The organism is Brachybacterium sp. GCM10030252 (assembly GCF_042666535.1).
Taxonomy (GTDB): Bacteria; Actinomycetota; Actinomycetes; order Actinomycetales; family Dermabacteraceae; genus Brachybacterium.
On record NZ_JBHTDM010000010.1, the window covers coordinates 99,535 to 124,755 of the forward strand.

Consider the following 25,221-nt stretch of genomic DNA (forward strand, 5'->3'; position numbering starts at 1 on the left):
CACCGGAGGCGCTGGTCATACGATGGTGACCATGGCTTCTTCTCCGTCTCCGTCCTCGTCGTCGGCTCCCTCTTCTGCGTCCTCGCCGATCGACATCCCCGTCGCCGTCCGCTGGACGGACCTGGACGCCTACGGGCACGTGAACAACGCCGCGATGGTGCGGCTGCTCGAGGAAGCGCGCATCGCCGCCTTCTGGAAGGCGCCCGACGAACAGATCGCCCTCGGGGCACCGGCGCCGGTGGCCGCGCTTCCGGGCGGGGGAACCGATTCCGCGGTCGGCACCGTGATCGCCTCCCAGCGCATCGAGTACGTGCGCTCGATGGGGCACCGGCGCGACGGCGCGGTGGTGCGGCTGTGGCTCTCCCGCATCGGCGGGGCGAGCCTGTCCGTGGACTACCTGGTGCTCACGCGCGAGGATCCCGAGGGTCAGGCGCCCTATGCGCGCGCCCGCACCGTGGTGGTCATGGTCGACGCCGACAGCGGCGCCCCGGTGCGACTGGACGACGACTCCCGTCGGCGCCTGCAGGAGTTCGCCGCTCAGCCCCTCGTCTTCCGCGACTGACGCGCCGGCCGCTCCGCCGGACTCGATCCGTCCAGCCCGGCGGTGTGCGCCTCAGGTCAGGCGCGTGGGCACGGACTGCCCCGACATGGGTGCCTCGCCGCCGTCGTCGGTGTTGACCATGAAGTGCGCCGCCCGCTCGAGGTACTCCCACAGCGTCTCCTCGTGCTGCGGGGCCAGCTCGAGAGACACCACCGCCTCGCGCATGTGCCTCAGCCAGGCGTCCCGGGCGGCCGGGGAGACGGGGAACGGTCCGTGACGGATGCGCAGACGGGGATGGCCGCGCTGCTCGCCGTACGTCTTGGGCCCGCCCCAGTACTGCTCGAGGAAGGTCCGCAGCCGCTCCTTCGCCCCGGTGAGGTCCTCCTCGGGGTACATCGGCCGCAGCAGCGGATCCTCGGCCACTCCCGCGTAGAACCGGTCCACCAGGGCGACGAACGTGTCGCGACCGCCGACGGCCTCGTAGAAGCTGACCGGCTCGGGCGGTGTGCTCTCGCTGGGCGGCGTGCTCTCGCTGGGCTCGCTGGTCATGTCGGGGTGCTCGCGATCAGGGCTTGAGGGTCTCGCCGAAGCGGGGCATGGCGAAGTCGATGCCGGCCTCGGCGAAGGCGACGCGGATCCGCCCGCGCAGCTCGCGCTCGAGCGTCCACTGCTCGCCGGGGGCGGCCTGGATGATGATGCGGCGCTGGTAGCGGTTGCCGTCGACGTCGAGCATGCCGCTGATGTCCGCCGGGCTCTGGATGATCTCCACCCAGTCGGGGTCCGTCGCCAGCTCGCCGGTGACCTTCTCGAGCACTTCGGTGACGCGGTCGTCGTCCGCGCCGGCGTCGATGTCCAGGGTCACCACGGCGTTGGAGTAGCCGCGGGACATGTTGCCGATGCGGATGATCTCGCCGTTGCGGACGGTCCACAGCACGCCGTCGATCGCGCGCACCTGCGTGACCCGCAGGTTGATGGACTCGACGGTGCCGCTGGCGTACTCGATGTCCACGAAGTCACCCACGGCGACGATGTCCTCGAAGAGCATCACGATGCCGGCGACGATGTCGCGGATAATGGTCTGGGCGCCGATGCCGGCGGCGAGGCCGATCACGCCGAGGGAGGCGATCACCGGGGCGATGTCCACGCCGATCTCGGAGAGGATCATCACCAGCGCCACGGCCCAGATGACCATGTGGGCCACGTTGCGGGCCACGTTCGAGAGGGTCTCGGCGCGCTGCTCGCGGCGGGCCTGGGCGGCCTTCAGCGAGCGCGGGTCGCGCTTGACGACCGCGCCGGCCACGTTCGTCAGCTTCGAGGATGACTCGACCATGGTGCGGAAGAAGCGCCGCAGCAGCCACGTCACCACGAGGCTGACCAGCGCGGCCGCCACGAGGATCAGCACGATCCGGACGCCGCTGGTCAGCACCCACTGGATCAGGGAATCGGCGATGGACACGGCCTCGTCGGCGCCGGGAGCAGCCAGCAGCCGACCGGGATCGAGGGGTTCGTCAGGCATGCCCCTGACGATAACGCCCGGGGGTGGATCGTGTCTGCAGGGCGGGAGCCAGCAGAAGCCCCACGAGGTAGATCCCACCCAGGACGATGGTGACCACGCCGACGGGAAGCGCGGTCGGCAGCACGTGCTGCGCCACCAGGTCCGCGCCTCCGAGCAGCACGGCGCCCATCGCGGCGCTCGCAGCCAGCGGGATCCCGGTCCCGCGCACCAGGCGCTTGGCGAGCTGGGGCGCGGACAGGGCGACGAAGGCGATCGGGCCCGACAGAGCGGTCACCGCCGCGACCAGGATCACGGCGAGCAGCAGGATCCGGCGGCGGCTCCGCTCCACGCCGACGCCGTGGACCGTGGCCACGTCGTCCCCGAGCTCGAGCTGGGCCATGAGCGGCACGCAGACGATCAGCGCCGGCACCGCCAGCACGAGCAGCCCCAGCACGGGAAGCAGCGCGGGCCAGTCGATCAGCGACAGCGATCCCGCGCCCCACATGCTCGCGGCCATCGCCACCTCGTCCTGCGCCTGCAGCAGCATCCACACGTTCACCGCGTGCAGCATGGCCGAGATCCCGATGCCGACGACGATCAGGCGGAACCCCTGGAGGCCGTCGCGCCGCGCCAGCAGGTAGACCACCACCGCGGTGCCCAGGCCGCCGGCCAGGGCTCCGACGATGGTCGCAGCGCCGCCCAGTGCACCCGAGGCGGCGCCGCCGGCCGCGAGCGTCAGCACCAGCACGCCCGTGTAGGCACCGGTGGAGAATCCGAGCACGTCGGGCGAGCCGAGCGGATTGCGGGTCAGGGTCTGGAAGATCGCCCCGGACAGCGCCAGCGCCGCCCCGAAGACGATCGCCGCCAGCGACCGCGGCAGCCGCCACTGCAGCACGATCGTGGAGGCGAAGTCCCCGCGGCCGGTCAGCGCCTCGAACAGCTGGCCGGCATCCAGCGGATAGTCGCCGCGGGAGAGGGAGACCAGGGTGATGGCCAGGGCGAGCGCGGTCAGCACGGCGCACACGAGGACGTGGCGCCTGCGGCGCGGGGTCCCGGTGCGTGCGGAGGCGTCGGGGGCGCTCATATGCTGCTCGCCCGTCGGCGCCGGGCCAGCACGATCAGCACCGGCGCGCCGATCAGTGCTGTGACGATGCCGACGGGCACCTCGCCGGGCCACAGCACCACGCGTGCGAGCACGTCGGCCAGCACCATGATCGCGGCGCTCAGCAGCGCCGCCAGCGGCAGCAGCCGGGTCTGGTCGGGGCCGACGGTCCAGCGCGCCACGTGGGGCGCCATCAGACCCAGGAAGACGATCGGGCCGGCCAGAGCGGTGGCCGAGCCCGCCAGCAGGGTGATGGCGAGGACCATGAGCATCCGGGTGCGCTGGACGTGCGCGCCGAGAGAGGCCGCCATGTCCTCTCCCAGGGAGAGCACGTTCATCGCACCCGCGAGCGCGAGGGCGAGCACGACGCCGGCCGCGGCGACCGGCAGGGAGGGAGCGGCCGTGTCCCAGCCGCGCTGGGAGAGATCGCCGCTCTCCCAGATCAACAGGATGGAGTACTCGCGCGGCGCGGAGAGGCGGAAGGCCGAGGTCAGCCCGGCCAGCACCGCACCGAGCGCGACCCCGGCCAGGGTCAGCCGCTCCGGGGTGATGACGCCGGCGCCCAGGGTGCCGATGGTGAACACGGCCAGGGTCGCGACGAAGGCACCCACCAGGCACGCCGCCACGAACGCCGCGGGGGAGGAGGCGCCCACCAGCACGATGGCGAGCACGACGGCGAAGGCCGCCCCGGCGTTGACGCCGAGGATCCCCGGCTCGGCGAGCGGGTTGCGGGTCAGTACCTGCATGAGCGCCCCGGCCAGGCCCAGCGCGGCGCCGGCGGCCAGAGCGATCACCGTGCGCGGCACCCGGAGCGAGGCCACGGCCGAGTAGTCCTGCACGACGATCCCGAGCGCGTCGGCACGCTGCTGGACCGATTCCTCGGAGCCGACGTGGGTGGCCGCATCGACCAGGATCCGCCCGACGGTCGCGGGCGGGACCAGGCGCGACCCGATATACAGGCTCGCGGCGCACAGCAGTGCCAGGGCGACCAGGGCCAGGACGAGTGCGACGGCTGCCCGCGGGCGCGATGGAACGGTCCCGGGGCGAGGGCGCCGCGGGAGGGCGAGGGAGGAGGGTCCGCTCACAGTCTGCTTCCGGAGACGTCGGGGGCTTGTCGGCTCATGCTGAGGTAAGGGTAGCCTTAGCGACGGTTCGTGCCGGACCACCTTCACACCCACGGAGCAGCCACCATGATCCCTCAGCTCTCTCAGACCCCTCTGTCCCGCCAGATCTCACAGCGCCCACGGCTCTCCCGCCGGGGCCTGCTGGCCGTCCTCGCGGGAGGCACCGGGCTCGCACTGGCCGCCTGCAGCGACTCGGGCGGGGGCGAGGGGTCCGGCTCCGGTGCGTCCGACGGCGGCGGAGGCGCTTTCCCCACCGAGATCGCCACCAAGTTCGGCCCCGTCACCGTCGAGGCCCCGCCCCAGCGCGTCGTCGCCCTGGGCTGGGGTGATGCCGAGACCGCGCTCGCCCTGGGCATCCAGCCCGTCGGCGCCTCCGACTGGCTGGCCTTCGGCGGGGAGGGCGTCGGCCCCTGGGCCGAGGGGATGTACGACCAGGCGCCGACGCTCATCGAGACCCTGGAGCCGTCCTTCGAGGCGATCGCGGCGCTGGAACCCGATCTCATCCTGGACGTGAAGAGCTCCGGGGACCAGGAGCGCTACGACCGGCTGAGCCAGATCACCACCACCGTCGGCGTGCCCGACGGGGGCGACAACTACCTCACTACCACCGAGCAGCAGCTGCAGATGATCGCCCAGGCGCTGGGCCTGCCCGACGAGGGTGAGCGGCTCCAGAGCGAGCTCGACGCCCAGTTCGAGCAGGCCGCCGCCGACCACCCCGAGTGGGAGGGGCGCAGCGTCTCGGCGGCGACCCGCACCTCCGAGGGCTGGGGCGCCTACATCGACGGCACCGAGCGAGTGGAGTTCCTCGAGAATCTCGGCTTCGTACTGGCCACGTCCGTGGCCGAGCTGGAGGCGGGCGCCTCCGGCTTCTCGGCCGACATCTCCTCCGAGCAGCTCGATCTGCTCGATGCGGACCTGGTCGTCGCCTTCCCGATCTACATCGAGACCACGGAGATCTCCGAGGACCCGCAGTGGCAGCAGATCCCGGCGGTCGCCGACGGACGCGCCCTGGTCATCGACGGCGACCTGGCCTCGGCCTACTCGCTGGGCTCGGTGCTGTCGATGCAGTACGCCCTCGAGGAGATGGTTCCCCAGATCGAGGAGGCGCTCGGCGCCTGAGCCGAGCGCCTCCTCGGCCGCCCTCACTCGATGTCGGCGGCGCGCACCCGCTCCTGCCGGGCCACGGTGTCCCGTCCCTCGACGATGATGCGACGCAGTCCGAAGGCGGCCTCCTCGGCGTCGGCGAGCCACGCGTCGGCGTCATCCAGCACGCTCTGGCCGCCGTAGGAGGACGGGAAGTAGCCCCGCACGATGCGGTTGGCGATCTCCGTCGAGCGACGTTCCCACACCTTCTCGATCATCGAGAAGTAGCGGTCCCGGTACGGCGCGATCAGCGATTCGTCGCTCACGCGGGAGAAGCCCTGGATCACCGCGGTGATCGACTCATTGGCCAGCGTGTCCTGCTCGACGGTGAGACGCCATGCCTCCGCCTTGGCCTCCGCGGTCGGCAGCGCGGCCTTCGCGGTCAGGGCGCTCTTGCGGCCGGACTGCGTGTCGTCCGAGGCGAGCTCGCGGTCGATCCCGGCCTCGTCGATGCCGCCGAGGACGGCCAGGGCGATCACCAGCTTCCAGCGCAGGTCGGTGTCGATCGTGCGGCCGGGCAGCTCCACGCTGCCCTCCAGCAGGGACTCGAGGATCGTGCGGTGCTCCTCGGTCCGGGCCAGTCGCGCGAACGACTCCACGAACTGCAGCTGGGCGTCGCTGCCGGCCTCGGCGGCCCGGGCCAGCTCCCACAGGGCGCTGGCCGCGGCGGCGGTCCGCTCCGCGCGTCGGGCCGGGGCGGCGTAGGGCCCGGCCACGGCCTCGAGCTGCTGCAGCAGGGTCCGCACCACCGACGAGGATGCCTCACCGGTGATGTTGGCCAGCACCAGCTGCTGATAGCGGCCGCTGGGCAGCTCGCCGTCACGCACCATGTCCCACGCGGCCGACCACAGCAGCGTGCGGGCCAGCGAGTCGTCGAGTGTGCGGAGGTTGTCCATCGCGACCGCGAGCGAGGCGTCGTCGAGGCGGACCTTGGCATAGGCGAGGTCGCCGTCGTTGAGCAGCCACAGATCGGCGCGTCTGCCCGTCAGCTCCGGCACCTCGGTCAGCTCACCGTCCACGTCCAGCTCCACCTCGTCGGTGCGCACGAGCGCGCCGTCCTGGAGCGAGAAGCCCGCCACGCGCAGACGGTGGGGGCGCACGGTGCGGTGCTCCTCCGGAGCGCTCTGGGCGATGGCGAAGCGTGTCACCACGCCGCTGTCGTCCCGCTCTGAGCTGCCCGCGTCCCGCTCTGAGCTGCCCGCGTCCCGCTCGATAAGTGGCCGCAGCGTGTTCACGCCGGCGGTCTGCAGCCACAGCTGCGCCCAGGAGCTCAGGTCGCGGCCGCTGGTGGCCTCGAGCTCGACCAGGAGGTCCGTCAGCTCCGTATTGGCCCAGGCGTGCTTGGCGAAGTAGGCGCGCACTCCGGCGAAGAAGGCGTCACGGCCGACGTAGGCGACCAGCTGGCGCAGCACCGAGGCGCCCTTGGCATAGGTGATGCCGTCGAAGTTGGTCTCCACGGCGTCGAAGTCGACCATGTCGGCGACGATCGGGTGGGTCGAGGGCAGCTGGTCCTGCTGGTAGGCCCAGGCCTTCTCGGAGACGGCGAAGGTGGTCCAGGCGTCGGCCCAGCGGGTGACCTCGGCGCTGGCCAGCGTGGAGGCGTACTCGGCGAAGGACTCGTTCAGCCACAGGTCGTCCCACCAGCGCATCGTCACCAGGTCGCCGAACCACATGTGGGCGAGCTCGTGGAGGATGGTGAGGTCGCGCCGCTCGCGGATCGCGTCGGAGACCTCGGAGCGGAACACGTAGGTCTCGACGTAGGTGATGGCCCCGGGGTTCTCCATCGCGCCCATGTTGTACTCCGGCACGAAGACCTGGTCGTACTTGGGGAACGGGAAGTCCTGATCGAAGGCCTCCTCGTAGAAGTCGATGCCCGCCTTGGTCACGTCGATGACGTTCTGGGCGTCCAGGTGCTCGGCCAGCGAGGCGCGGGCGAACACGCCCATCGGCACGATGCGGCCGTCGCGCGAGGTGATCTCGCCGGTGCCGCCCTGGTAGTTGCCGGCGATGAGCGCGACCAGGTAGGTGGAGATCCGCTCGGTGGGCTCGAAGCTCCACGTGGCGGCCCCGTCGCGGCCCTCGAGCGGGGCCGGCTGCGGGCTGGGTGCGTTGGAGATGACCCGCCAGTGATCCGGAGCGGTCACGGTCAGACGGAAGGTGGCCTTGAGATCCGGCTGCTCGAAGCAGGCGAACATGCGGCGAGCGTCGGAGACCTCGAACTGGGTGTACAGGTAGACCTCGTCGTCGACCGGGTCCACGAAGCGGTGCAGGCCCTCGCCGGTGTTCATGTAGTTCCCGTCGGCGAGGATGCGCACGACGTTCTCGCCCTCGGCCAGGGCGGGCAGGCGGACGCGGGCACCGTCGAAGCGGGAGCCGGGATCCTCGAGCAGCTCGCCGTTGAGCTCGATCTCGTGGACCTCCTTCGCGATCAGGTCGACGAAGGTCTCGCGGGCCTCGGCGGAGGAGAAGCGGATGGTGGTCTCGGTGCGGAAGGTCTCCGGGCCGGTGGTCAGATCCAGGCGGATCTCGTAGGAATCGGTGCTGAGGAACGAGGCGCGGCCGCGGGCCTCGTCGCGCGTGAGGTTCTCGGTTGACATGCTCTCCATCCTGCCACCGGCGCGCGCACCGCTTGGGGGAACGAGGTCTCGAGAGCATCTCGGCTGAGCAACCGCGGCACGATGCCTGGCGCGTACCCGCCCACGTTCGGCACCGGCACACTAAATCACGGGCCCGTCGTGCCGAATCGCGGGTAAGGTCCGCGACATGTCGAGGGAGAGGACGGACGCCGAACCGCGTGCCGTCGGACTCCGGACGATCCTCGCCGGCGCGGGGTGGAGTCTTGCCGAAGCCGCCCGCCGCAGCCCCCGCTGGCTCGCCCTGACCGCCGCGACCTCTCTCCTGCTCGCCCTGGTCCCCGCCGCGCAGGTCCGTGCCGTCGCCTGGCTGGTGGAGACAGCGGACGCAGGGTCGTGGCGCTCTGCGCTCGTCCCCGTCCTCCTGCTGACGGTGCTGGTGGGACTCGCACAGATCGTCTCCAGCGCGGAGAACCTCATGGGCCAGCGCGCGAGTCTCCGTCTGATGCGGGAGCTCAACACGCGGCTGGCCCGCACCGCGGCCCGGCTCGATCCGCGCCAGATCGCCGATCCCCGGATCCACGCTCTGCTCGACGGGTGTCGCACCAGCACGTTCGAGCTCTCTCGGGCTCCCGGCTCCGTGATCAGCGCCGTCGCCTCCTTGCTCGCGGCGGCGGCCCTCGGGGCGGCGATCTGGCCGTTCTCCCCGCTCGCGGCGGTGCTGGTGGTGCTGGCACTGATTCCGAGCCTCGTGAACTTCGCATGGTCCGCGGGAGTGCAGGACGCACAGTTCGAGGTCGGCGCGAAGCATGGAGCACGATTCCGCTATCTGCTCGAGCAGCTGGTCGGCGCTCGGACCGCCACGGAGCTCGCGACGCTGGGGTCGGGGCCGAAGGTCGCCGACGCCGCGGCCGCGGCCCATGCCCGGTTCACCGCGCACAATGACCAGATCTATGCCCGGCTGATGCGCGGTGACCTGATCGGCGGAGCCCTCACCGCGGGCCTGCTCGGTGGGGCCCTGATCGCAGTGCTCGCCGAGGGCGGCGGAACCGCGGGCCTGAGCGCCGGGGTGCTGGGCGTGATCGCCGGCCTCCAGGCGACCCGCGGAGCAGGCTTCGCCTTCGGCGACGTCATCTCCGTCGCCCCGAAGGTCGCCCGCTTCCGGGAGCAGGAGAACCTTGCCGGTGAGCGGGAGCAGGGCGGTCGTGCCCCCGGCATCCGGCGACTCGATGTCCGCGAGGGGACCGTCACGTATCCCGGCGCGTCGACTCCCGCGCTGCGCGACGCGAGCCTCCACGCGGAGGCGGGCGAGATGATCGCGCTGGTCGGCGTCAACGGCGCCGGGAAGACCACGCTCGTAGGCGCTCTGCTGGGCATCGTCGAGCTCGACGGCGGCCTCGTGCAGCTCGACGGGGCCGATGCCTCGCAGCTGAGCCTGCCGGAGAGGTTCTCGCGCTTCGCTCTGGTGACCCAGGAGTTCGGTCGTTACGAGATGACCGTGCGCGAGGCCGTGGCACTCGGCACCCCGCGCCGGGACGTGGAGGACGAGGAGATCCGGCAGGCGCTCGAGGCGGCCCGCGCGCGCTCACTGGTCGAGCGTCTGCCCCGCGGGCTGGACACGATGCTCGGGCCCCAGTTCGACGGGGTGGGCCTCTCTGGCGGGCAGTGGCAGAGGATCGCCCTGGCGCGCATCCACGTGCGCGATGCCGGGGTCAGGATCCTCGACGAGCCGACGTCGGCGATCGACGCCGAGGCCGAGCAGGAGGTCTTCGCCCAGCTGCGGGAGAGCGCCGCCGGCCGGATCACGATCGTCGTCTCCCATCGGGCCTGGACCCTGCGCGGGATGGATCGCATCTACCTGCTGGACCACGGGCGCGTGCTCGAGTCCGGCAGCTTCGAGCAGCTTGCCGCTCCGGGAACCCGCTTCTCCGAGATCTTCGCGCAGCAGCTGGGCTGAGCGTCCGCGCTGAGCGCACGACCCCTCACCGCTGCGTCAGGTCCAGATCCCAGGTGTAGTGCTCCGGCAGCGTCGGCAGGGGCCACGACGGGTCCGGGAAGAAGTACTCGTACCCGGCGGAGAACGGGTAGGTCCACTCGGCGATGTGCTGCTCGGCCTCACGGCCGGCCGCCCGGATCTCCTCGACCTCCTCGGGAGTGAAGTATCCGGTGCGCTCGGCGCCCTCGAGCTCGTCCTCGTCCTTGTAGTGCCAGTCGCGGCGCGGCAGCACCACCAGGTCCAGCACCAGATCCCGGGTGCGCACACCCTCGTCGGTGCGCTCGTACGGGGTCTCGAGGTTGACGTAGTAGCAGCCCAGCGAGCCGTCGTCCTTGTAGAACAGCCACACCGAGTACGGCTTCTCGGGCAGCCCGATCATGAGGATGCCGTTGCCGGTCCACAGCTGCTTGGACTGCAGGCGCGGGGCGGTGAACATGCCCTCGTCCCCGGCGCGGCGCAGCGCCGCCCCGGATTCGAGGACCGGCAGCAGCACTTCGGTGCCGGGCGCGATCCAGACCACGATGCCGCGGTCGTCGTCCAGCACGACGGTGCCGGGGCGGACGGTGCGGGTCGGGTGCTGTGGGGTGTAGTAGGTCCAGGTCACCTGGTCGCCGGGCGACCAGCGCGGGGTGCAAGACATGGTGGTGATCCCGGCCGGATCGGCCTCCACGGACGCCCCGTACCGTCCGGCCACCGAGCCGGGGCTGCGCTGCCCGTGAAGGGGTAGGCGTATGGGGCGACCATACCGCCTCGCCCCCGGCCCGGTGGGCGGCGCGCCGGGGCGTCAGGGCTCAGGCGGCCCGCACGGGGGCGCCGGTGCGCAGCTGGGAGACGATCGGGCAGTCCATCGGGTCGGCGTAGCCCAGTCCCACCCGGTTGAGGTACCGGATGATGATCCCGTAGGACGTCACGAGGTCCGTCTCGGTGTAGGGGATGTTCTTCTCGGCGCAGAACTCCTTGACCAGCGGGCGCACCTTGCGCAGGTTCGAGCTGGGCATCCGCGGGAACAGGTGGTGCTCGACCTGGAGGTTCAGGCCGCCCATCGCCCAGTCCATGGGCCGGCCACCGGTGATGTTGCGCGAGGTGAGCACCTGGCGCCGGAGGTAGTCGACCTCGAGGTCCTCCGGCAGCAGTGCCATGCCCTTGTGGTTGGGGGCGAACGAGCCGCCCATGTAGATGCCGAACACGGCGAACTGGACGCCGAGGAAGGCGAGCGCCCACAGCGGGCCCATCGCGGCGACGGCGAGGGCGGGGAATCCGATCAGACGGATGGCGACCAGCAGGCCCTCGGCGACGCGGTGCTTCATCTTCTTGTTCTTCACCACCGAGGAGATGGCCTCGAAGTGCAGCACGAAGGCGAACAGGCTCAGCATCGGGATGAAGGCCCAGCCCTGGCGCTTGGCGAGCCAGCCCATGAAGCCGGTGCGCCCCTTCTCGTCACCGGGGACGAACACCAGCACGCCGCCGGCGATGTCGCCGTCCTTGCCGATGGTGTTGGGATGGGCGTGGTGCTTGTTGTGCTTGCGGGTCCACCAGGCGAGGCTCAGCCCCACCACAAGGTTGCCCACGATCCGTGAGAACCACTCGTTGCGGCGGCCCGAGGCGAACACCTGCTGATGGGCGCTGTCGTGGGCGAGGAACGCGGCCTGGGTGAACAGGATCCCGAACACGCCGCCGATGGCCAGCTGCCACGGCGAGGAGCCGAGGGCGAACATCGCGGCGGTGGCACCGAGGAACGCGAGAGCAAGACCGGCGGTGCGCACCATGTAGGTGCCCACCCGTCGGCCCATGAGCCCGGCGGCCTTGGCGCGCTCGGAGAGCTCGAAGTAGTCGCGGTTGGGCGGTGTGGACCGCGCGCCGGTGGGGCGCGGTGCGGCGGTGGTCGTCATGCCCTCGACGCTAGAGGTCGCCAGGTCGGTTCCGCGTCCCTCCGGGGAGCGAACCTCGACCCCCTACCGGGGTAGGGGATCGGCGATGGGGATCCTGGCCACCACGGTGAACCCGCCGTCGGCGTTGGGGCCCGCCTCGACGGTGCCGCCGAGGGCGGTGACGCGTTCCCGGGTGCCCGCCAGGCCCAGTCCGGAGCCGGGGATGGGCTCGTGCCCGGCGTCGGCGGCGCGGTTGGAGACCTCGACGTCCAGGGAGGCGCCGGTGGCCACTACCCGCACCTGGATCGCGGCGCCGCGCGCATGGCGCAGCGCATTGCTCAGGGCCTCCTGCACGACGCGGTAGGCCGTCAGCCCCACCGTGGGCGGAACCTCCGTCTCGTCGATGTCATCGAGGTCGACGTCGATCGCGGCCCCGGAGGCGCGGCTGGCCTCGGCCAGCTGCTCGATGTCCGCCAGGCCCGGCATGGGGACCTCGTCGAGGGAGTCGTCGGTGCGCAGGGTCGCCAGCAGTGAGCGCATCTCACCGAGTGCCTGCCGGGAGGAGGCGGCGATGTCCTCGAACTCCTGCTCGGCCTGCGCATCCAGGCCCGTGAGTCGGAACTTCGCGGTGCCGGCCTGCACGGTGATCACCGACATCGAATGGGCGACGACGTCGTGGAGCTCGCGGGCGATGCGGCTGCGCTCCTCCAGCTCGAACCGGCGCCGGACCTCCTCGGCGCTGACGGTCTGGGCCTGCTCGACGCGGCCGCTGATCAGCACCCACTGGCGCACGGTCAGCCCGAGCAGCACCACGCCGCCGCTGATGGCCACCAGCACCACGCCGTTGGTCATCACCCCGCGCAGCGTCCCGCTCGGCATCGAGGCCGGATCGGTCTCCAGCAGTGCCCCGAGGGTCAGTGCGGCCCCGGCGGACCAGGCAGAGACCGCCCAGAACCAGCGGTGGAAGACCGCCAGCACGGCGAGGACGAGGCAGTGTGCCAGCAGCGCGGTCACGGGCCACGGCCAGGGGGCCAGCGTCTGCTCGCCGGCGGTGATCAGGATCGTGGCCAGCGCGGCGAGGACCCCCAGGGACAGGCCCGCCCAGTTCCAGCGCACCGCCAGCAGGGCAGCGACGCTGTGGGCCACGGTCACGACCATCGCCAGGGCCGGATGGACGTGGTAGAGGGTGGCGGTCACGGGCCAGCCCACGACGACCAGGACGAAGCCGATGAAGGCGATGGTCATGCGGGTCCAGGCGTTCTCCCGCAGCCGTTCGTCGGCATCCGATCCGACCGTCGCCGGGGCCTCTCCGCTGCGACGGGCCCCCGGCACGGCACCACCCAGCAGGGCGGCAGTGACCGCGACGTCCAGCAGTGCCAGGGCATGGACGATGGCGGGGAACGTCAGAGCGAGCAGGAGGCCGACGACCAGGGCCACCGCCCACCCGCCGGGCAGGTCCTGGCCGGGGACGTCGCCGCTGCCGGGCGGCAGGAGCCGTCCCCACGCCCACGAGGTGAGGCCCGCCACCGCACCGACCGCCCAGAGCACCGTGGTCCCCACCGTCAATACGCGCACCGGCAGCGCGATCAGTGCCTCGAAGGCGAGGTCGAGCCAGCGACGGGAGTCGGTGATCAGACGGAGCACCCCGGCGACGCCCCGTCCGCGGGGGCGGTAGCGCGGGGGAGTGACGTCGACTCCCCAGAGGGCGAGCCGCCAGCGGTCCAGACTCGCGCAGACCGAGGCGAGGGTGAGCGTCACCGGGAACAGCAGCACGCCCACCCAGACGATCGCCAGGACCGAGGAGACGGCCATCAGCGGGGTCAGCATGGCCACGGCGACCAGGGTCAGCGGCAGGCCCGGCAGGACCAGGGCCAGGTCATGGCCGAGGCGGCCCAATGCGCGGCGGTCAGGGACCAGCAGCATGGGGCGCTCCTCCCGGGAAGCTGGGATACGGTGACCGCATGACCGACCCCGCCGAGCCGGCCTCCGCGATCCGTGTGCTGATCGTCGACGACCAGTCGATGATCCGCGGTGGCTTCGAGGCCCTGCTGAACGCCCAGGAGGGGATCGAGGTCGTCGGCACCGCGGCGGACGGCGCCGGCATCACCGGCATGGTCGAGGAGGTCCGGCCCCACGTGGTGCTCATGGACATCCGCATGCCCAACGTGGGCGGGCTGGACGCGACCCGGGCGGTGCTCGAGATGCCCGGCACGCCACCGAAGATCATCATGCTGACCACCTTCGATGCCGACGAGTACGTGTTCGCCGCCCTGCGGGCGGGAGCGAGCGGATTCCTGCACAAGGATTCCACACCCGATGAGCTCGTCCACGCGGTGCGGGTGGTCGCCGCCGGTGAGGCACTGCTGGCACCGCGCGTGACGCGCACGCTGATCGCGGACTTCGTCTCCCGACCGGAGCAGTCCGCGCGCCCGGACGTGAGCCTGGCGGCCCTGACCGAGCGGGAGCTGGACGTGCTGCGGCTGGTGGCCCGGGGACGATCGAATCGCGAGATCGCCGACGAGCTGTACATGGCCGAGCAGACCGTCAAGACCCATGTCTCCCGGATGCTGGGCAAGCTGAGCCTGCGCGACCGCACCCAGCTGGTGGTCGCCGCCTACGAGGCCGGGCTGGTCCGCGCGGGCGAGTGACCGTCCGGGAGCGACCGTCCGGGAGTGGCCGGGAACCGCGCCGAACCGCGGCACCTGTCACATCAGGGCGGCCGCGACCAGGGCAGCCGCACCCGCGAGGCACAGCGCGGCGACCACCAGCAGGAGCACGCCGATCCAGGCGCCGGAGCGCCGAGCCGCCGGGGAAGGCGGCTGCGCGGTCGCGGGCCCGGACGGCGCAGCCTGCACCGGATGCGGTGGCAGGTATGACTGGGGATTGCGCCGCGTCGGATCGTGCATGAGCTCCTCGGTGGAGTCGTGCCGCGCTCGCGGGCTCGGGCTCGGGCTCGGGTCGGAGGAGAGAGTCGGGTTCGGGGCGGACCGCGCCGTGATCCGTTCGTGCAGCCCGGGGGCCAGCCCGGCGAGGCTCTCCGGGCCATCCAGCGGCACCTCGGGGAGGTGGCCGGCCTCGACCTGATCGGCGACCACGAAGCGCTCGCCGGTGGCCGTGCGGGACCACTGCGCGGGGGGAGCGGACGGCGGGACGATGGCGTCCCGGGCCTGCACGGCCGCCGGGCGCCGGGTGGGGTCCGCGTCGAGCATGGCGCACAGCAGCTCCCCCAGCGGCCCGGCCGCAGGATCGGCGCTGCCGGCGAGGGCGCGGGCGGCTCGGTCCGGAAGGGATGCCACGTCGACCCGCTGCCGGGGCGGCAACGGGTCGAGGGCCTCCAGGGCGCAGGCCGCTGCCGCCCAGACGTCCTGCGCCGCTGAGCTCGCCTCGCCCGTGAGCACTTCGGGTGCCATGAATCCCGGGGTGCCGTGCACGAGTCCCGTCTCCGTCAGCCGCACGTCCGACTCGTGCAGCGCGATACCGAAGTCGGCCAGGAGAAGGTGCGGTGCCGCATCCCCCGTGCGGTCCAGCAGCAGGTTCGCGGGTTTCACGTCCCGATGGACCCATGAGGAGTCGTGCATCGCCGCGAGGGCGTCGAGCAGCTGCCGCATCAGGTGCGCGACCAGCGAAGGGGCCAGAGCGCCGTGGTCGGCCAGCGCCCCGGCGAGGGTGCCGCCGTGGACCAGGGGCATCACCAGCACGACGGTGTCGTCCTCGGCGACCCACGTGTAGGGCGGGAGCAGGTGGGGATGCTTGCCGAGGCCCTGGGCGGTGCCGACGGTCTGCTCGCGCACGAAGCGCAGCACCTCGGCGCCGTCCCGCTGGCGCATGACCTTCGCTGCGCAGATCGCCCCGTAGCGGCGGTCGATGGCGCGCCACAGCGACCCGGAGGCGCCGCGGGCGAGAGGATCGAGCAGCTCGATGCGGCCTGCGATGACATCGGACATGATGGTGGTCATGCTAGAGCACTCCCCGCGAGCGTCCGCCCCGGCCCCGGCGGCGCTGATCGTGGCACTGGCCATGGCGCTCGTGCTGCTCGGTGCGGCGCCGGCCGCGCTCGCCGATCCCTCGGACGAGCCGACCCCGCCGGAGCACGCCTATACGGCCGACGGGCAGGACGTCCAGGGAGGGGCCTCCCTCGCCCAGGCCACGACGGTGGCTCCCGGGATCCATCGCGATTCCTTCGAGCGCGGCGCCGAGAGCACCTCCGAGGAGGGCACCGAGAAGTACTACCGGGTGGCCGTCGAGGACGGCGAGCGCGTGCATGCGGCCGCGACCATCGCGGCGCCGCCCTACCCGGATGGCCGGCCCGAGGACGACGAGGGACTGGGCCTGGCCATCGGCTTCCGCACCGCGGGAGGCGATACCTGTACCAGCGACGACGACTTCGCCGGGGAGGACATGACCGGAGACGGACCGGTGACGGCCTGGGCCGTCTCCGAGGCGGTCGGTCCCGACGGCTGCTCCGGCGAGGAGCTCTTCCTGCGGGTCGCCCGGCAGGGATCACGGGCGGCCGACGAGCCGCTTCCCGTGGAGATCCAGGTCGCGATCCAGCCGCCCGGGATCGGCGGCGGCGCACCCGCGGTGGACGAGGAGGTCGAGGACGACGGCGCGTCCCCCGCCTCTCCCGTCGACGACCAGCCGATCGAGCTGGGGCGGGCCTTCGCCGCTGCCACCCCGCTCGAGCCCGGCTCCCACGTGGTCGAGCTCGTTCCCGGGGAGACCGGAATGGTCTCGACACAGGTCCGCGAGGGTCAGCGTCTGCGCTGGCGCACGGAGGTCACCGCACAGCCCGACGGCGGCAAGGACGTCCTCGCGCTGCGGGCCTTCAACGCCGCGCGTGAACAGGTGACGGTGGGCGGCGGCTCCTGGGCGGCCTACGACGGCGACCCGATCGCCGGGGGCGGCATGGCCGCCCCGGTGGATCTGGGCAATCGCAGCTCGGAGCTGCGCGCGGTGCAATCCGCCTGGCTGCCGGGGACCCACACGATCCAGCTCCAGCGGCTGCAGCTTCCGGCCGACGCGGAACCCGGCGCGGAGGAGCCGCTGAGGCTGATCCTCACCCTCGAGGTCGAGGGAGAGGTCGCGCCCGACGCCGTCGAGGGCACCGTGCTCGAACTGGGCGAGACCACCTCGCAGCGCGACGGACTGCTCGGGTCCTCCGGCGGCCTCGGACGCGTCGCCATGTTCGTGGGCGCCGGCCTGCTGACGGTGACGGCACTGGTGACCGGCGTGGCCGGCATCCTGGTGCTGCGTCTGCGACGCCGCTGAACCGCGCAGTCGCCGAACCACCCAGTCGCCGACCCCGTTCAGCCCGCCCAGGCCCTCCACAGCCGGGCGTACTCGCCGCCCCGCGCCACCAGCTCCTCGTGGCTGCCCTGCTCTACCACCCGGCCGTCGGCCATCATCAGGATCCGGTCGGCGACCATCGCCTGGGACAGGCGGTGGGCCACGATGATCGTGGTGCGGCCCCGGGCCACCTCGAGCGCCGCCCGTTCCAGCACCCGGGCGCCCGAGGAGCCTTCGTCGGCCGTGGCCTCGTCGAGCACCAGCACGGCGGGGTCCTGCAGCGAGATGCGGGCCAGGGCCAGCTGCTGGGCCTGCTCCGCGGTGAGGCGCTCACCCTTCTCCCCGACCTCGGTGTCCAGGCCGTGGGGAAGGCGCTGCGCCCAGATCCAGGCGTCCACCCGGTGCAGCGCCGCCCACAGCTCCTCGTCGCTCGCCCCGGGCCGCGCCAGTCGCAGGTCCTCCCGGAGCGTGCCGCGGAAGACGTGCACGTCCTGGCTGACGATCGAGGCGTGGCTGCGCACCGCGTCGATGTCGGCCCGGGCGAGGTCGGCGCCGCCGTGCAGCACCGTGCCGTGGCGGGGGACCAGGGTGCCGGCGAGGATCGCCGCGAGCGTCGACTTGCCCGCCCCGGAGGCTCCCACCAGGGAGACCACCTCACCCGGGGCGATGTCGAGATCGATCGGATGCAGCACGGTCCGCTCCCGGCCCTCGTCGTCGGTGCCGTAGGCGTGGGAGACCTGCTCGAGGCGGATCGAGGCGTCCTGGGGGCGTTCCTCGCCCGGGGAGGCGGCGGGGTCGATCGAGGAGATCACCCCGACCATGCGCGACAGGCTCGCGACGGCGGACTGCACTTCGTCGAGGTTGAAGATGACCGCCATCATCGGCCAGAACAGGCTGACCAGGTAGATGCCGGCGGCGGTGACCACGCCGATCGGCGCTCCGGCCACGTGCACCATCACGAATCCGAGCCCGAGCACCAGCAGCAGGGCCAGGTTCTCCGGGATGGCGATGAAGGCCACCAGGCGGCTGACCAGGAACATCACCCGCATGTTCAGCACCGAGGCGGTCTCCGAGAGCACCGCGACGTGCCGGGTCTCGCGGCGCTCGATGACGTAGGCGTGCACCGTGGGGATGCCGTGGATCGCGGAGAGCAGCCCCTGGGCGCGGGCGCCCATCGCGATCCGCTCGCGGCGGTACAGGGGTGCGGTGCGCCGCAGATACCACAGCGCCGCCAGCGCGTACATCGGCACCACCAGCACCACCAGGATCAGCAGCCACGGGGACAGGGTGGCCATGCCGACCATGGTCACCATCACGTAGAAGCCCATCTGGATCAGTGAGGGCACCAGGTTGTTCACGGCACGCGCGGCCACGTCGACGTCGTCGGCGACCCGGGAGAGGGCGTCGCCGATGCCGGAGCGCTCCATGGTGTGCGCGGGCAGGTCCAGAGCGCGGTCGATGACGTCCTCGCGCATCCCGGCCAGGATCCGCTGTCCGAGCGCCGAGACCATCGACCAGCCGGCGGCGGCCAGCACCGCCTGGATGATGCCGACGCCGAGGACCTGCGCGCCGAGCCACCATGCCGCGGCGGGGTCCCCGCCGCCCGCGACGACGTCGACCGCCGCGCCGATCAGCCGCGGCAGGATCGCCGCCGCGATGGCGCCGCCGATCGTCACCGCCGCGGTGGCCAGCGCGGCCAGGCGGTGCTCGCGGAGCCTGCCGAGCATGAACCGCGTCGCCTGGCCGGCGCCCGCGATCGGCAGCAGCTGGGCGTGCTCGGCAAGCTGGTGCTGGGCAGTGGCGTCATCGCCCAGCACCTCGTCCACCGGGCGCGTCCAGTCGAGGTCGTGCGTCGGCGTGCCGCGCCTCGTGGTCGCGCTCATCGCTGCACCATCTCCCGGTAGTCGTCACGGTCCATGAGCTCGAGGTGCTCGCCCTCGGCGACCACCTCCCCGGCGCGCACGTACACCACGCGGTCCGCCTCCCGCAGCAGAGCGGGGGAGCGGGCGAGCACCAGCGTCGCCCGGTCGCTGCGGCGGCGGGCGTCGACCAGGGCCTCGGCGATGTGCTGCTCGGTGACGGCGTCGACCGCGGTGGTGGGGTCCTGCAGCACGAGGACGGGGGTATCGGCCGCGACGGCGCGCGCGAGGGCGATGCGCTGGCGCTGGCCGCCGGAGAGGTTGGAGCCACGATCGAGGATGCGCGACTCGTACCCGTCGGGCAGGATCCGCAGCAGGTCCTCGGCGCCGGCGGCATGCAGGGCGGCATCCGCCCAGGAGTCGTCGCTGCCGTCGGTCGCGGCGGTCTCCGGGGCGCGGGTGGCCAGCTGCTCGCGCAGCGTTCCGTCGAACAGATCCACCACGTGCGGCTCCACCAGCAGGTCCGCTCGCAGGCTCGCGCGCTGCTCCGGGACGATCGGCCGCTCGCCCAGGGACGCCTGGAGGCCGTCCCCGTCGTCCGGTCCGCTGACGGCGTCGATGATGGCGTCGGCATCGGCCACGTCGGCACAGGCGACCGCGACGAACGTGCCGTCGGGCACGGAGATGTCGAGGCTGCGGCCATGGCCCCGGTTGCGGATGTGCAGACCGCCGGCCGCGCCGCGCCGTTCCCGGCGGGCGGCGGTGCCCTCGCCGCGGTCATCGCGCCCGACGGAGAGAGCTCTGAGCGTCAGAGCGGGATCGTCGACCTCGCGGCCGAGGTCGGCGAACAGGTCACGGACACGACGGGCGGATGTCGACATGCTCGCCCACCACACCGGCATCCCGGAGAGCCCCTGCAGCGACCCCATGACCTGGCGCGCGACGCCGACCACGGCGATCAGGGCGCCGATGCCCAGGTCACCCTGCAGCCCGCGGACGGTGGCGATGACGACGACGGCGGCCAGCATCGCCCCGGTGACCAGCGTGGTCAGGCCCGAGGAGAGACCCGAGTAGCGGGCGTTGACCAGCGCCGCCTCCAGCGCCACGCGGGAGCGGCGGCGGTAGTGGGCGCGGGCCCGGGACTGCACGCCCAGGCCCTGCAGCACCCGCAGTCCGTGCACCAGGTCGGTGGCGGTCGCGGCGGCCTCGGCGGCCTGGGTCTGCTGGGCGTCGTAGCGCTGGGAGAGCGTCGGGGTGATCACGCGGATCACGACCACCATCACCACGATCCCGATCAGCATGGCCGCTCCCAGCCACACGTCCTGGAATCCCATCCACACGGTGGCCCCGAGGATCACCATGCCGGCGGGGAATCCCCACGGCAGCAGGTCGAGCACGTCGGAGGCCTTGTCGGCGTCGGACGTCGCGATCGAGAGCACCTCGCCGGCCGGACGCCGGATCCGCCGGGAGGCCGGGTCCAGCACCGCGCCGGTCAGGCCCACGCGCAGACGGTGGCGCTCGTACATGCAGGCCTTCTGGCTCGCCAGGAAGGTGTAGATCCACAGCAGCATCCCGCCCAGGCGCACCGCGATGATCCCGAGCGCACCGAGCAGGGTGAAGGCCAGGTTCCCGCCGACGATGCCGCGGTCGATGACCACGCCGAGCAGGATCGGCAGCAGCATCTCGGCGCCCTCGGAGATCGTCGCCAGCGGCAGCACCTTCGCAAGCATCCGGCGATGGTTGCGCAGGATCGAGGCCATCACCCCGGGGCGTCGTGCGGCCGGGGCGGCAGGGCTGCGGGCAGGGGGAGCTGCGGCGGAGGTCTCCGCCGTCGACGAGGTCACGGACACCTGATAGATCCAACCCCGGCGACGCCGCAGGTGCAACGTCTTTTCCGCAGCGACTTTCCGCGGCGACGGCCCGCAGTGACAGAATGAGCGGCATCACCCCCGAGCACGAGGAGCTGTCATGTCTGCCCGCACCGTCGAGCTGTTCGTCGACCCTGCCTGCCCCTACGCCTGGATGACCAGCCGCTGGCTGCTGGGTGCCGCCGAGGTCCGCGAGGTCACCCCGAAGTTCTCGGTGATGTCTCTCTACGTGCTCAACGAGGGCCGCGACCTCGATCCCGACTACCGCCGCAGCACGGATCAGAACTGGGCTCCCGCGCGCCTGGCCATCGAGATCTCCCGCATGCACGGGGACGAGGCCTTCGCCCGCTGGTACACCGCCTGGGGCGAGCGGTTCCACGTCGGCGGCGACAAGGACCGTCGGGCGGTGGCCGAGCAGGCGCTGGAGGCCGCGGAGTTGCCGGCCTCGCTGATGGACGTGTTCGACCCGGTTGCCGACGACGAGACCGACACCGAGCTGCGCGCCTCCCACGAGCGGGCCATCTCCATGGTCGGCCAGGACGTCGGCACCCCGGTGATCTCCTTCGGCGAGGGCACCGCGTACTTCGGCCCCGTCGTCTCCCCGGCCCCGAAGGGCGAGGATGCCGGCCGTCTGCTGGACGCGATGGCGACCATGGCCACGCTCGAGGGCTTCTACGAGCTCAAGCGCACCCGCAGCGGCGGCGTCGACTTCAGCTGAACCGAACCGGACCGAACCGGACCGGCCTGACCCAGAGAGGCACATCCACCCCCATGCGCGTGCACATCGGCACCGACCACGCCGGCTTCGAGCTGAAGAACCGCCTGATCGCGGCGTTGCAGGACAAGGGCCACGAGGTCACCGACCACGGTGCCCACCAGTACGACGCCCTGGATGACTACCCGCCGTTCTGCACCGACGTCGGCGAGGCCGTGGTCGCCGATCCCGGCTCCCTCGGGATCGTCATCGGCGGTTCCGGCAACGGTGAGCAGATCGCCGCGAACAAGGTCACCGGGGTGCGTGCCGCCCTGGTCTGGAACGAGGACACCGCGCGCCTCGCCCGCCAGCACAACGACGCCAACGTGATCTCCGTCGGCGCTCGCCAGCACACCGAGCCCGAGCTGGAGGCGCTGATCGACCTGTTCCTGGCCGAGCCGTTCTCCGGCGAGGAGCGTCACCAGCGCCGTATCGACCTGGTCGCCCGCTACGAGGAGACCGGCGGCTACGGCGATCCCGCCGGCGTCGCCGCCCCCTCGGCGCCGTAGTGCCGGAGGGGCACACCGTCCACCGGCTCGCCGCGGCGCTGAGCCGCGGCTTCGGGGGCGAGAGGGTGCGCATCTCGAGCCCGCAGGGCCGCTTCGCGGAGGCGGCGCAGGTCGACGGCATGGTGCTGCTGGCCGCAGAAGCGGCCGGCAAGCACCTGTTCCTGGCACTGGCGCCCTCGGCGGACGTGGACCCGGGCTCGCCGGTGGTCCGGCACATCCACGTCCACCTCGGCCTGTACGGCTCCTGGACCTTCGCCGGCGATCCCGGCTTCGCCGACGCCCACGCGATCGGCGCACCGCGCGTGCGCCTGGGCGAGCAGGAGGAGGAGCTGGGGGACGACGGCGTGCTGGACTGGCGGCGCCTGGTCCCGCGGCCGACGGTGCGGCTGCGCCTGGTCGGCGCTCGCGGGCTCGCCGAGCTGACCGGTCCCACCGCCTGCGAGGTGCTCGACGGGCCCGGCCGGCAGGCCGTCCTGGACCGGCTCGGCCCGGACCCGCTGCGACCGGACGCGAACGGCAGCGGCGGCGGCGACCGGCGCCGGTTCGTGGAGGCCGTGCGCCGCTCCCGCACGGCCATCGGAACGCAGCTGATGGACCAGAAGGTCGTGGCGGGCATCGGCAACATCTACCGCGCCGAGCTGCTGTTCCGGGCGCGCCTGGACCCGTTCGTGCCCGGCCGGGATCTCAGCGCCGGCATGCTCGATCAGATGTGGACCGACCTGGCCGCGCTGATGGCCTACGGGGCGCGCACCGGCCGGATCGTCACCACCCAGCCCGAGCACCGCGACCTCGAGGCCCGCATCGTCGAACGCTCCCGCGGCACCCGCCAGAACGGCGACGAGGACCCCTCCGTGGTGCCGCGCGAGAAGTCCTTCTACGTCTATCACCGCCAGAGCCTGCCCTGCCGGCTGTGCGGGACCACCATCCGCTCGCGCGACCTCGCCGCCCGCACCGTGTTCTGGTGCCCGAGGTGCCAGAGCGTGCGCAGCCGCCGGGCGGCCTGGACGCGCGAGCACCCCGCGGCAGAATGGGCGCTGTGAGCTCTGCGTCCGCACCCCCGCCCCTGCCTCTGAACGCCTCCGGCCACCTGCCCGTGGGCGACGGGCACGAGATCTGGTGGGAGGAGAGCGGCACACCCGACGGCGTGCCCGTGCTCTACCTCCACGGCGGCCCGGGGAGCGGACTGAGCCCCGGGTACCGCCGCAGCGCTCCCTCTGATCGCTGCCGGATCGTCGGCCTCTCCCAGCGGGGCGCCGGGGCCTCGACCCCGTCGGCCGGAGCCCCCGGTCCCGTCGACCTCGGTGCGAACACCACCGCGCACCTGGTCGCCGACATCGAGGCACTCCGCGAGCACCTCGGCATCGACGCCTGGATCGTCGAGGGCGTCTCGTGGGGCAGCACGCTCGCCCTCGCCTACGCCCAGGCGCATCCGGACCGGGTGCTCGGAGTGGTCCTCTTCGCCGTCACCAGCACCTCGCGGCGCGAGGTCGACTGGATCACCGAAGGGATCGGATCCGTGTTCCCCGAGGCCTGGGATCGGTTCGCCGGCTTCGCCGAGACGCACGGCGACTTCGATCGACGCAGCACCTCACCGGCGCGAGTGCGACTGGTCGAGGCCTACCGTCGTCTGCTCGAGGGCGACGAACCCGATCTCGTCGACGCCGCGGCCGAGGCCTGGATGACCTGGGAGGACGAGCACATCCGCATCGGCACCGGCTCCACCGAGATCGCGACTCCGCCCGCGGATCTCACCGACGAGCAGCGACGTGAGCGCCGTACCTTCGCCCGCCTCGTCACCCACTACTGGGCCCACGACGGGTTCGTCGCCGACTGGGCCGCGCGCTGGGGCGGCGTGCCGGGTGCCGGCCTGCTGGGCGGTATGGGCCGCTTGGCCGGCGTCCCGGGCGTGCTGATCCACGGCCGACGCGACGTCTCCGGCCCCGCCGTGACCGCCTGGGAGCTGCATCGTGCCTGGCCGGGCAGCGAACTGGTGATCATCGAGGACGAGGGCCACGGTGGGCCGCGGATGGTCGAGCAGTGGCGGGCCGCCGTCGCGCGACTGGCGGCGACGGCGGGAATGCCGCAAGCTCCCGAGCAGTAATGTGGTGACCATGCCTGAACCCGTGATCCATCCAGCGGCGTCGGCTCCGGACCCGGAGACCGGCGCCGTGCTGCGACGCTCCGTCGTGCCCGACATCGACCCCCGCACGCTCTACCTGCTCGCGAAGCTCCGCCAGGACGTCTTCACCATGGAGCAGAAGGCCACCGACCCGGACCTCGACGGTCGCGACCTCGAGGCCACGACCACCCTTCTGTGGATCGAGGTGCCCGGGCCGGAGGCCGAGGCCGCCGGGCTGGAGCGCGAACCCGCCGCGCACATCCGCGTCCTCCACGAACCCGGCGGCGTGCTGCGCATCGGCCGGCTCGCCGTGCGGGCCGCGAACCGTCGCGACGGCTTCGGGCGCCGCATCATGCGCGCGGCGCTGGACGTGGCCCGCGAGCAGGCGCCGCAGGCCGAGGTGCACATCGACGCCCAGGCCTACCTCGAGACGTGGTACCAGTCGATGGGCTACGAGACCGTCGGCGGCCTGTTCATGGAGGCAGGCATCGAGCACGTGCCGATGGTCTACCGCCATCCGGCGGACTGATCAGTCCTCGCGTCGGGCCGCGTGCTCCTCGATCAGCGTGATCATCTCGCCGCGCTCGAAGAACCGGGCCGTCTCCAGCGCGTCCGGGGAGCCCAGGCCCGGGTCCGCCCCGGCCTCCAGCAGTGCCACGGCGACGTCCGTGTAGCCCTTGAACGCGGCCCCGGCCAGCGGGGACTGACGGCGGTCGTTCAGCAGGTCGACGTCGGCCCCGCGGGCGGCGAGCTCACGCACCAGCTCGGCGTGGCCGTGGTAGGCGGCGAGCATGAGGGCGCTGTTGCCGGAGGCGTCGCGCAGGTTGGCGGGGGCGCCCCGGTCGATCAGCGGCAGCAGGCCGTCACCGTCCCCGCGCCGAGCGGCGTCGAGCATCGAGTTGGCCAGGGCGATCACCTCCTCGTCCTCGGAGGCGGGCACGTCGGGCCGGGTGGAGGGCTGGGGCTGGATGTCGTCGTTCACGC

The 25,221-nt window shown here is 72.4% G+C and carries 22 protein-coding genes; 10 read left to right on the plus strand and 12 right to left on the minus strand.

Annotated features, from left to right (window positions below; all coding sequences use genetic code 11):
- Nucleotides 1-31: 31 nt before the first annotated feature.
- Nucleotides 32-562, plus strand: a complete 531-nt coding sequence (locus tag ACFQRJ_RS10865; RefSeq protein WP_377019093.1) for an acyl-CoA thioesterase — start codon at nt 32-34, stop codon at nt 560-562.
- 51 nt (nt 563-613) lie between these two features.
- On the opposite strand, the gene ACFQRJ_RS10870 is transcribed toward ACFQRJ_RS10865, so the two are convergent.
- From ACFQRJ_RS10870 to ACFQRJ_RS10885, 4 genes are read right to left on the minus strand one after another with little or no spacing between them, the layout of a single operon-like run.
- Nucleotides 614-1,090, minus strand: coding sequence for a globin (locus ACFQRJ_RS10870; protein ID WP_377019094.1), 477 nt, complete (start codon nt 1,088-1,090; stop codon nt 614-616).
- Nucleotides 1,091-1,106: 16 nt separating this feature from the next.
- A complete protein-coding gene (locus ACFQRJ_RS10875) occupies nt 1,107-2,057 on the minus strand; it encodes a mechanosensitive ion channel family protein (protein ID WP_377019095.1) in 951 nt (316 codons plus the stop codon).
- Nucleotides 2,050-3,120, minus strand: a complete 1,071-nt coding sequence (locus ACFQRJ_RS10880; RefSeq protein WP_377019097.1) for a FecCD family ABC transporter permease — start codon at nt 3,118-3,120, stop codon at nt 2,050-2,052. The genes ACFQRJ_RS10875 and ACFQRJ_RS10880 overlap by 8 nt, the downstream gene beginning before the upstream one ends.
- The gene (locus tag ACFQRJ_RS10885) at nt 3,117-4,223 is read right to left on the minus strand and encodes a FecCD family ABC transporter permease (protein ID WP_377019098.1); all 1,107 of its coding nucleotides are present in this window, start codon (nt 4,221-4,223) and stop codon (nt 3,117-3,119) included. The genes ACFQRJ_RS10880 and ACFQRJ_RS10885 overlap by 4 nt, the downstream gene beginning before the upstream one ends.
- 105 nt (nt 4,224-4,328) lie before the next feature.
- Between ACFQRJ_RS10885 and ACFQRJ_RS10890 the strand changes: the two genes are divergently transcribed.
- On the plus strand, nt 4,329-5,381 hold the full coding sequence (locus ACFQRJ_RS10890) for an iron-siderophore ABC transporter substrate-binding protein (RefSeq protein ID WP_377019099.1): 1,053 nt from the start codon (nt 4,329-4,331) through the stop codon (nt 5,379-5,381).
- A gap of 23 nt (nt 5,382-5,404) precedes the next feature.
- On the opposite strand, the gene pepN is transcribed toward ACFQRJ_RS10890, so the two are convergent.
- Nucleotides 5,405-8,002 (minus strand): aminopeptidase N, encoded by a 2,598-nt coding sequence (gene pepN, locus ACFQRJ_RS10895; RefSeq protein WP_377019101.1) that lies wholly within the window; start codon nt 8,000-8,002, stop codon nt 5,405-5,407.
- 166 nt (nt 8,003-8,168) lie between these two features.
- Here pepN and ACFQRJ_RS10900 point away from each other — a divergent pair, with 166 nt between their 5' ends.
- On the plus strand, nt 8,169-9,935 hold the full coding sequence (locus tag ACFQRJ_RS10900) for an ATP-binding cassette domain-containing protein (RefSeq protein ID WP_377019102.1): 1,767 nt from the start codon (nt 8,169-8,171) through the stop codon (nt 9,933-9,935).
- Between the two features lie 25 nt (nt 9,936-9,960).
- On the opposite strand, the gene ACFQRJ_RS10905 is transcribed toward ACFQRJ_RS10900, so the two are convergent.
- From ACFQRJ_RS10905 to ACFQRJ_RS10915, 3 genes are all read right to left on the minus strand, one after another.
- Nucleotides 9,961-10,644: a DUF402 domain-containing protein gene (locus ACFQRJ_RS10905; RefSeq protein ID WP_377019103.1), complete on the minus strand. Its 684-nt coding sequence runs from the start codon at nt 10,642-10,644 to the stop codon at nt 9,961-9,963.
- Between the two features lie 121 nt (nt 10,645-10,765).
- Entirely contained in the window at nt 10,766-11,863 is a 1,098-nt protein-coding gene (locus tag ACFQRJ_RS10910) for a fatty acid desaturase family protein (protein ID WP_377019104.1), read from the minus strand.
- Nucleotides 11,864-11,926: 63 nt separating this feature from the next.
- Complete coding sequence (locus ACFQRJ_RS10915) at nt 11,927-13,765, minus strand: sensor histidine kinase (protein ID WP_377019105.1); 1,839 nt, start codon at nt 13,763-13,765, stop codon at nt 11,927-11,929.
- Nucleotides 13,766-13,803: 38 nt separating this feature from the next.
- Here ACFQRJ_RS10915 and ACFQRJ_RS10920 point away from each other — a divergent pair, with 38 nt between their 5' ends.
- Entirely contained in the window at nt 13,804-14,490 is a 687-nt protein-coding gene (locus ACFQRJ_RS10920; RefSeq protein WP_377019106.1) for a response regulator, read from the plus strand.
- Between the two features lie 57 nt (nt 14,491-14,547).
- Here ACFQRJ_RS10920 and ACFQRJ_RS10925 read toward each other — a convergent pair whose 3' ends face one another.
- Nucleotides 14,548-15,798: a protein kinase gene (locus ACFQRJ_RS10925; RefSeq protein ID WP_377019107.1), complete on the minus strand. Its 1,251-nt coding sequence runs from the start codon at nt 15,796-15,798 to the stop codon at nt 14,548-14,550.
- Between ACFQRJ_RS10925 and ACFQRJ_RS10930 the strand changes: the two genes are divergently transcribed.
- A complete protein-coding gene (locus tag ACFQRJ_RS10930; protein WP_377019108.1) occupies nt 15,797-17,110 on the plus strand; it encodes a hypothetical protein in 1,314 nt (437 codons plus the stop codon). The genes ACFQRJ_RS10925 and ACFQRJ_RS10930 overlap by 2 nt on opposite strands.
- A 38-nt stretch (nt 17,111-17,148) precedes the next feature.
- Here ACFQRJ_RS10930 and ACFQRJ_RS10935 read toward each other — a convergent pair whose 3' ends face one another.
- Both ACFQRJ_RS10935 and ACFQRJ_RS10940 read right to left on the minus strand, forming a co-directional pair.
- Nucleotides 17,149-19,011, minus strand: coding sequence for an ABC transporter ATP-binding protein (locus ACFQRJ_RS10935; protein WP_377019110.1), 1,863 nt, complete (start codon nt 19,009-19,011; stop codon nt 17,149-17,151).
- Nucleotides 19,008-20,831: an ABC transporter transmembrane domain-containing protein gene (locus ACFQRJ_RS10940; protein WP_377019111.1), complete on the minus strand. Its 1,824-nt coding sequence runs from the start codon at nt 20,829-20,831 to the stop codon at nt 19,008-19,010. Before ACFQRJ_RS10940 ends, ACFQRJ_RS10935 begins: the two co-directional genes overlap by 4 nt.
- Nucleotides 20,832-20,955: 124 nt before the next feature.
- On the opposite strand from ACFQRJ_RS10940, the gene ACFQRJ_RS10945 reads away from it, so the two are divergent.
- From ACFQRJ_RS10945 to ACFQRJ_RS10965, 5 genes are read left to right on the plus strand one after another with little or no spacing between them, the layout of a single operon-like run.
- Nucleotides 20,956-21,573: a disulfide bond formation protein DsbA gene (locus ACFQRJ_RS10945; RefSeq protein ID WP_377019112.1), complete on the plus strand. Its 618-nt coding sequence runs from the start codon at nt 20,956-20,958 to the stop codon at nt 21,571-21,573.
- A gap of 53 nt (nt 21,574-21,626) precedes the next feature.
- Nucleotides 21,627-22,118, plus strand: a complete 492-nt coding sequence (locus ACFQRJ_RS10950; RefSeq protein WP_377019113.1) for a ribose-5-phosphate isomerase — start codon at nt 21,627-21,629, stop codon at nt 22,116-22,118.
- Nucleotides 22,118-23,158: an Fpg/Nei family DNA glycosylase gene (locus ACFQRJ_RS10955; RefSeq protein WP_377019114.1), complete on the plus strand. Its 1,041-nt coding sequence runs from the start codon at nt 22,118-22,120 to the stop codon at nt 23,156-23,158. The genes ACFQRJ_RS10950 and ACFQRJ_RS10955 overlap by 1 nt, the downstream gene beginning before the upstream one ends.
- Complete coding sequence (locus tag ACFQRJ_RS10960; RefSeq protein WP_377019115.1) at nt 23,155-24,219, plus strand: alpha/beta fold hydrolase; 1,065 nt, start codon at nt 23,155-23,157, stop codon at nt 24,217-24,219. The genes ACFQRJ_RS10955 and ACFQRJ_RS10960 overlap by 4 nt, the downstream gene beginning before the upstream one ends.
- Before the next feature lie 10 nt (nt 24,220-24,229).
- Nucleotides 24,230-24,766: a GNAT family N-acetyltransferase gene (locus ACFQRJ_RS10965; RefSeq protein WP_377019116.1), complete on the plus strand. Its 537-nt coding sequence runs from the start codon at nt 24,230-24,232 to the stop codon at nt 24,764-24,766.
- Here the strand turns inward: ACFQRJ_RS10965 and ACFQRJ_RS10970 are convergent, their stop codons facing one another.
- Nucleotides 24,767-25,219 (minus strand): ankyrin repeat domain-containing protein, encoded by a 453-nt coding sequence (locus ACFQRJ_RS10970; protein ID WP_377019117.1) that lies wholly within the window; start codon nt 25,217-25,219, stop codon nt 24,767-24,769.
- Nucleotides 25,220-25,221: the final 2 nt, after the last annotated feature.

What these genes read in the sequence shown, in the direction of transcription:
- ACFQRJ_RS10900 (WP_377019102.1), top strand. Translation starts at nt 8,169, where the DNA reads ATGTCGAGGGAGAGGACGGACGCCGAACCGCGTGCCGTCGGACTCCGG.
- ACFQRJ_RS10880 (WP_377019097.1), bottom strand. Translation starts at nt 3,120, where the DNA reads ATGAGCGCCCCCGACGCCTCCGCACGCACCGGGACCCCGCGCCGCAGG.
- ACFQRJ_RS10930 (WP_377019108.1), top strand. Translation starts at nt 15,797, where the DNA reads ATGCTAGAGCACTCCCCGCGAGCGTCCGCCCCGGCCCCGGCGGCGCTG.
- ACFQRJ_RS10950 (WP_377019113.1), top strand. Translation starts at nt 21,627, where the DNA reads ATGCGCGTGCACATCGGCACCGACCACGCCGGCTTCGAGCTGAAGAAC.
- ACFQRJ_RS10945 (WP_377019112.1), top strand. Translation starts at nt 20,956, where the DNA reads ATGTCTGCCCGCACCGTCGAGCTGTTCGTCGACCCTGCCTGCCCCTAC.
- ACFQRJ_RS10865 (WP_377019093.1), top strand. Translation starts at nt 32, where the DNA reads ATGGCTTCTTCTCCGTCTCCGTCCTCGTCGTCGGCTCCCTCTTCTGCG.
- ACFQRJ_RS10965 (WP_377019116.1), top strand. Translation starts at nt 24,230, where the DNA reads ATGCCTGAACCCGTGATCCATCCAGCGGCGTCGGCTCCGGACCCGGAG.
- ACFQRJ_RS10935 (WP_377019110.1), bottom strand. Translation starts at nt 19,011, where the DNA reads ATGAGCGCGACCACGAGGCGCGGCACGCCGACGCACGACCTCGACTGG.
- ACFQRJ_RS10910 (WP_377019104.1), bottom strand. Translation starts at nt 11,863, where the DNA reads ATGACGACCACCGCCGCACCGCGCCCCACCGGCGCGCGGTCCACACCG.
- ACFQRJ_RS10920 (WP_377019106.1), top strand. Translation starts at nt 13,804, where the DNA reads ATGACCGACCCCGCCGAGCCGGCCTCCGCGATCCGTGTGCTGATCGTC.
- ACFQRJ_RS10870 (WP_377019094.1), bottom strand. Translation starts at nt 1,090, where the DNA reads ATGACCAGCGAGCCCAGCGAGAGCACGCCGCCCAGCGAGAGCACACCG.
- ACFQRJ_RS10875 (WP_377019095.1), bottom strand. Translation starts at nt 2,057, where the DNA reads ATGCCTGACGAACCCCTCGATCCCGGTCGGCTGCTGGCTGCTCCCGGC.
- ACFQRJ_RS10925 (WP_377019107.1), bottom strand. Translation starts at nt 15,798, where the DNA reads ATGACCACCATCATGTCCGATGTCATCGCAGGCCGCATCGAGCTGCTC.
- ACFQRJ_RS10915 (WP_377019105.1), bottom strand. Translation starts at nt 13,765, where the DNA reads ATGCTGCTGGTCCCTGACCGCCGCGCATTGGGCCGCCTCGGCCATGAC.
- pepN (WP_377019101.1), bottom strand. Translation starts at nt 8,002, where the DNA reads ATGTCAACCGAGAACCTCACGCGCGACGAGGCCCGCGGCCGCGCCTCG.
- ACFQRJ_RS10890 (WP_377019099.1), top strand. Translation starts at nt 4,329, where the DNA reads ATGATCCCTCAGCTCTCTCAGACCCCTCTGTCCCGCCAGATCTCACAG.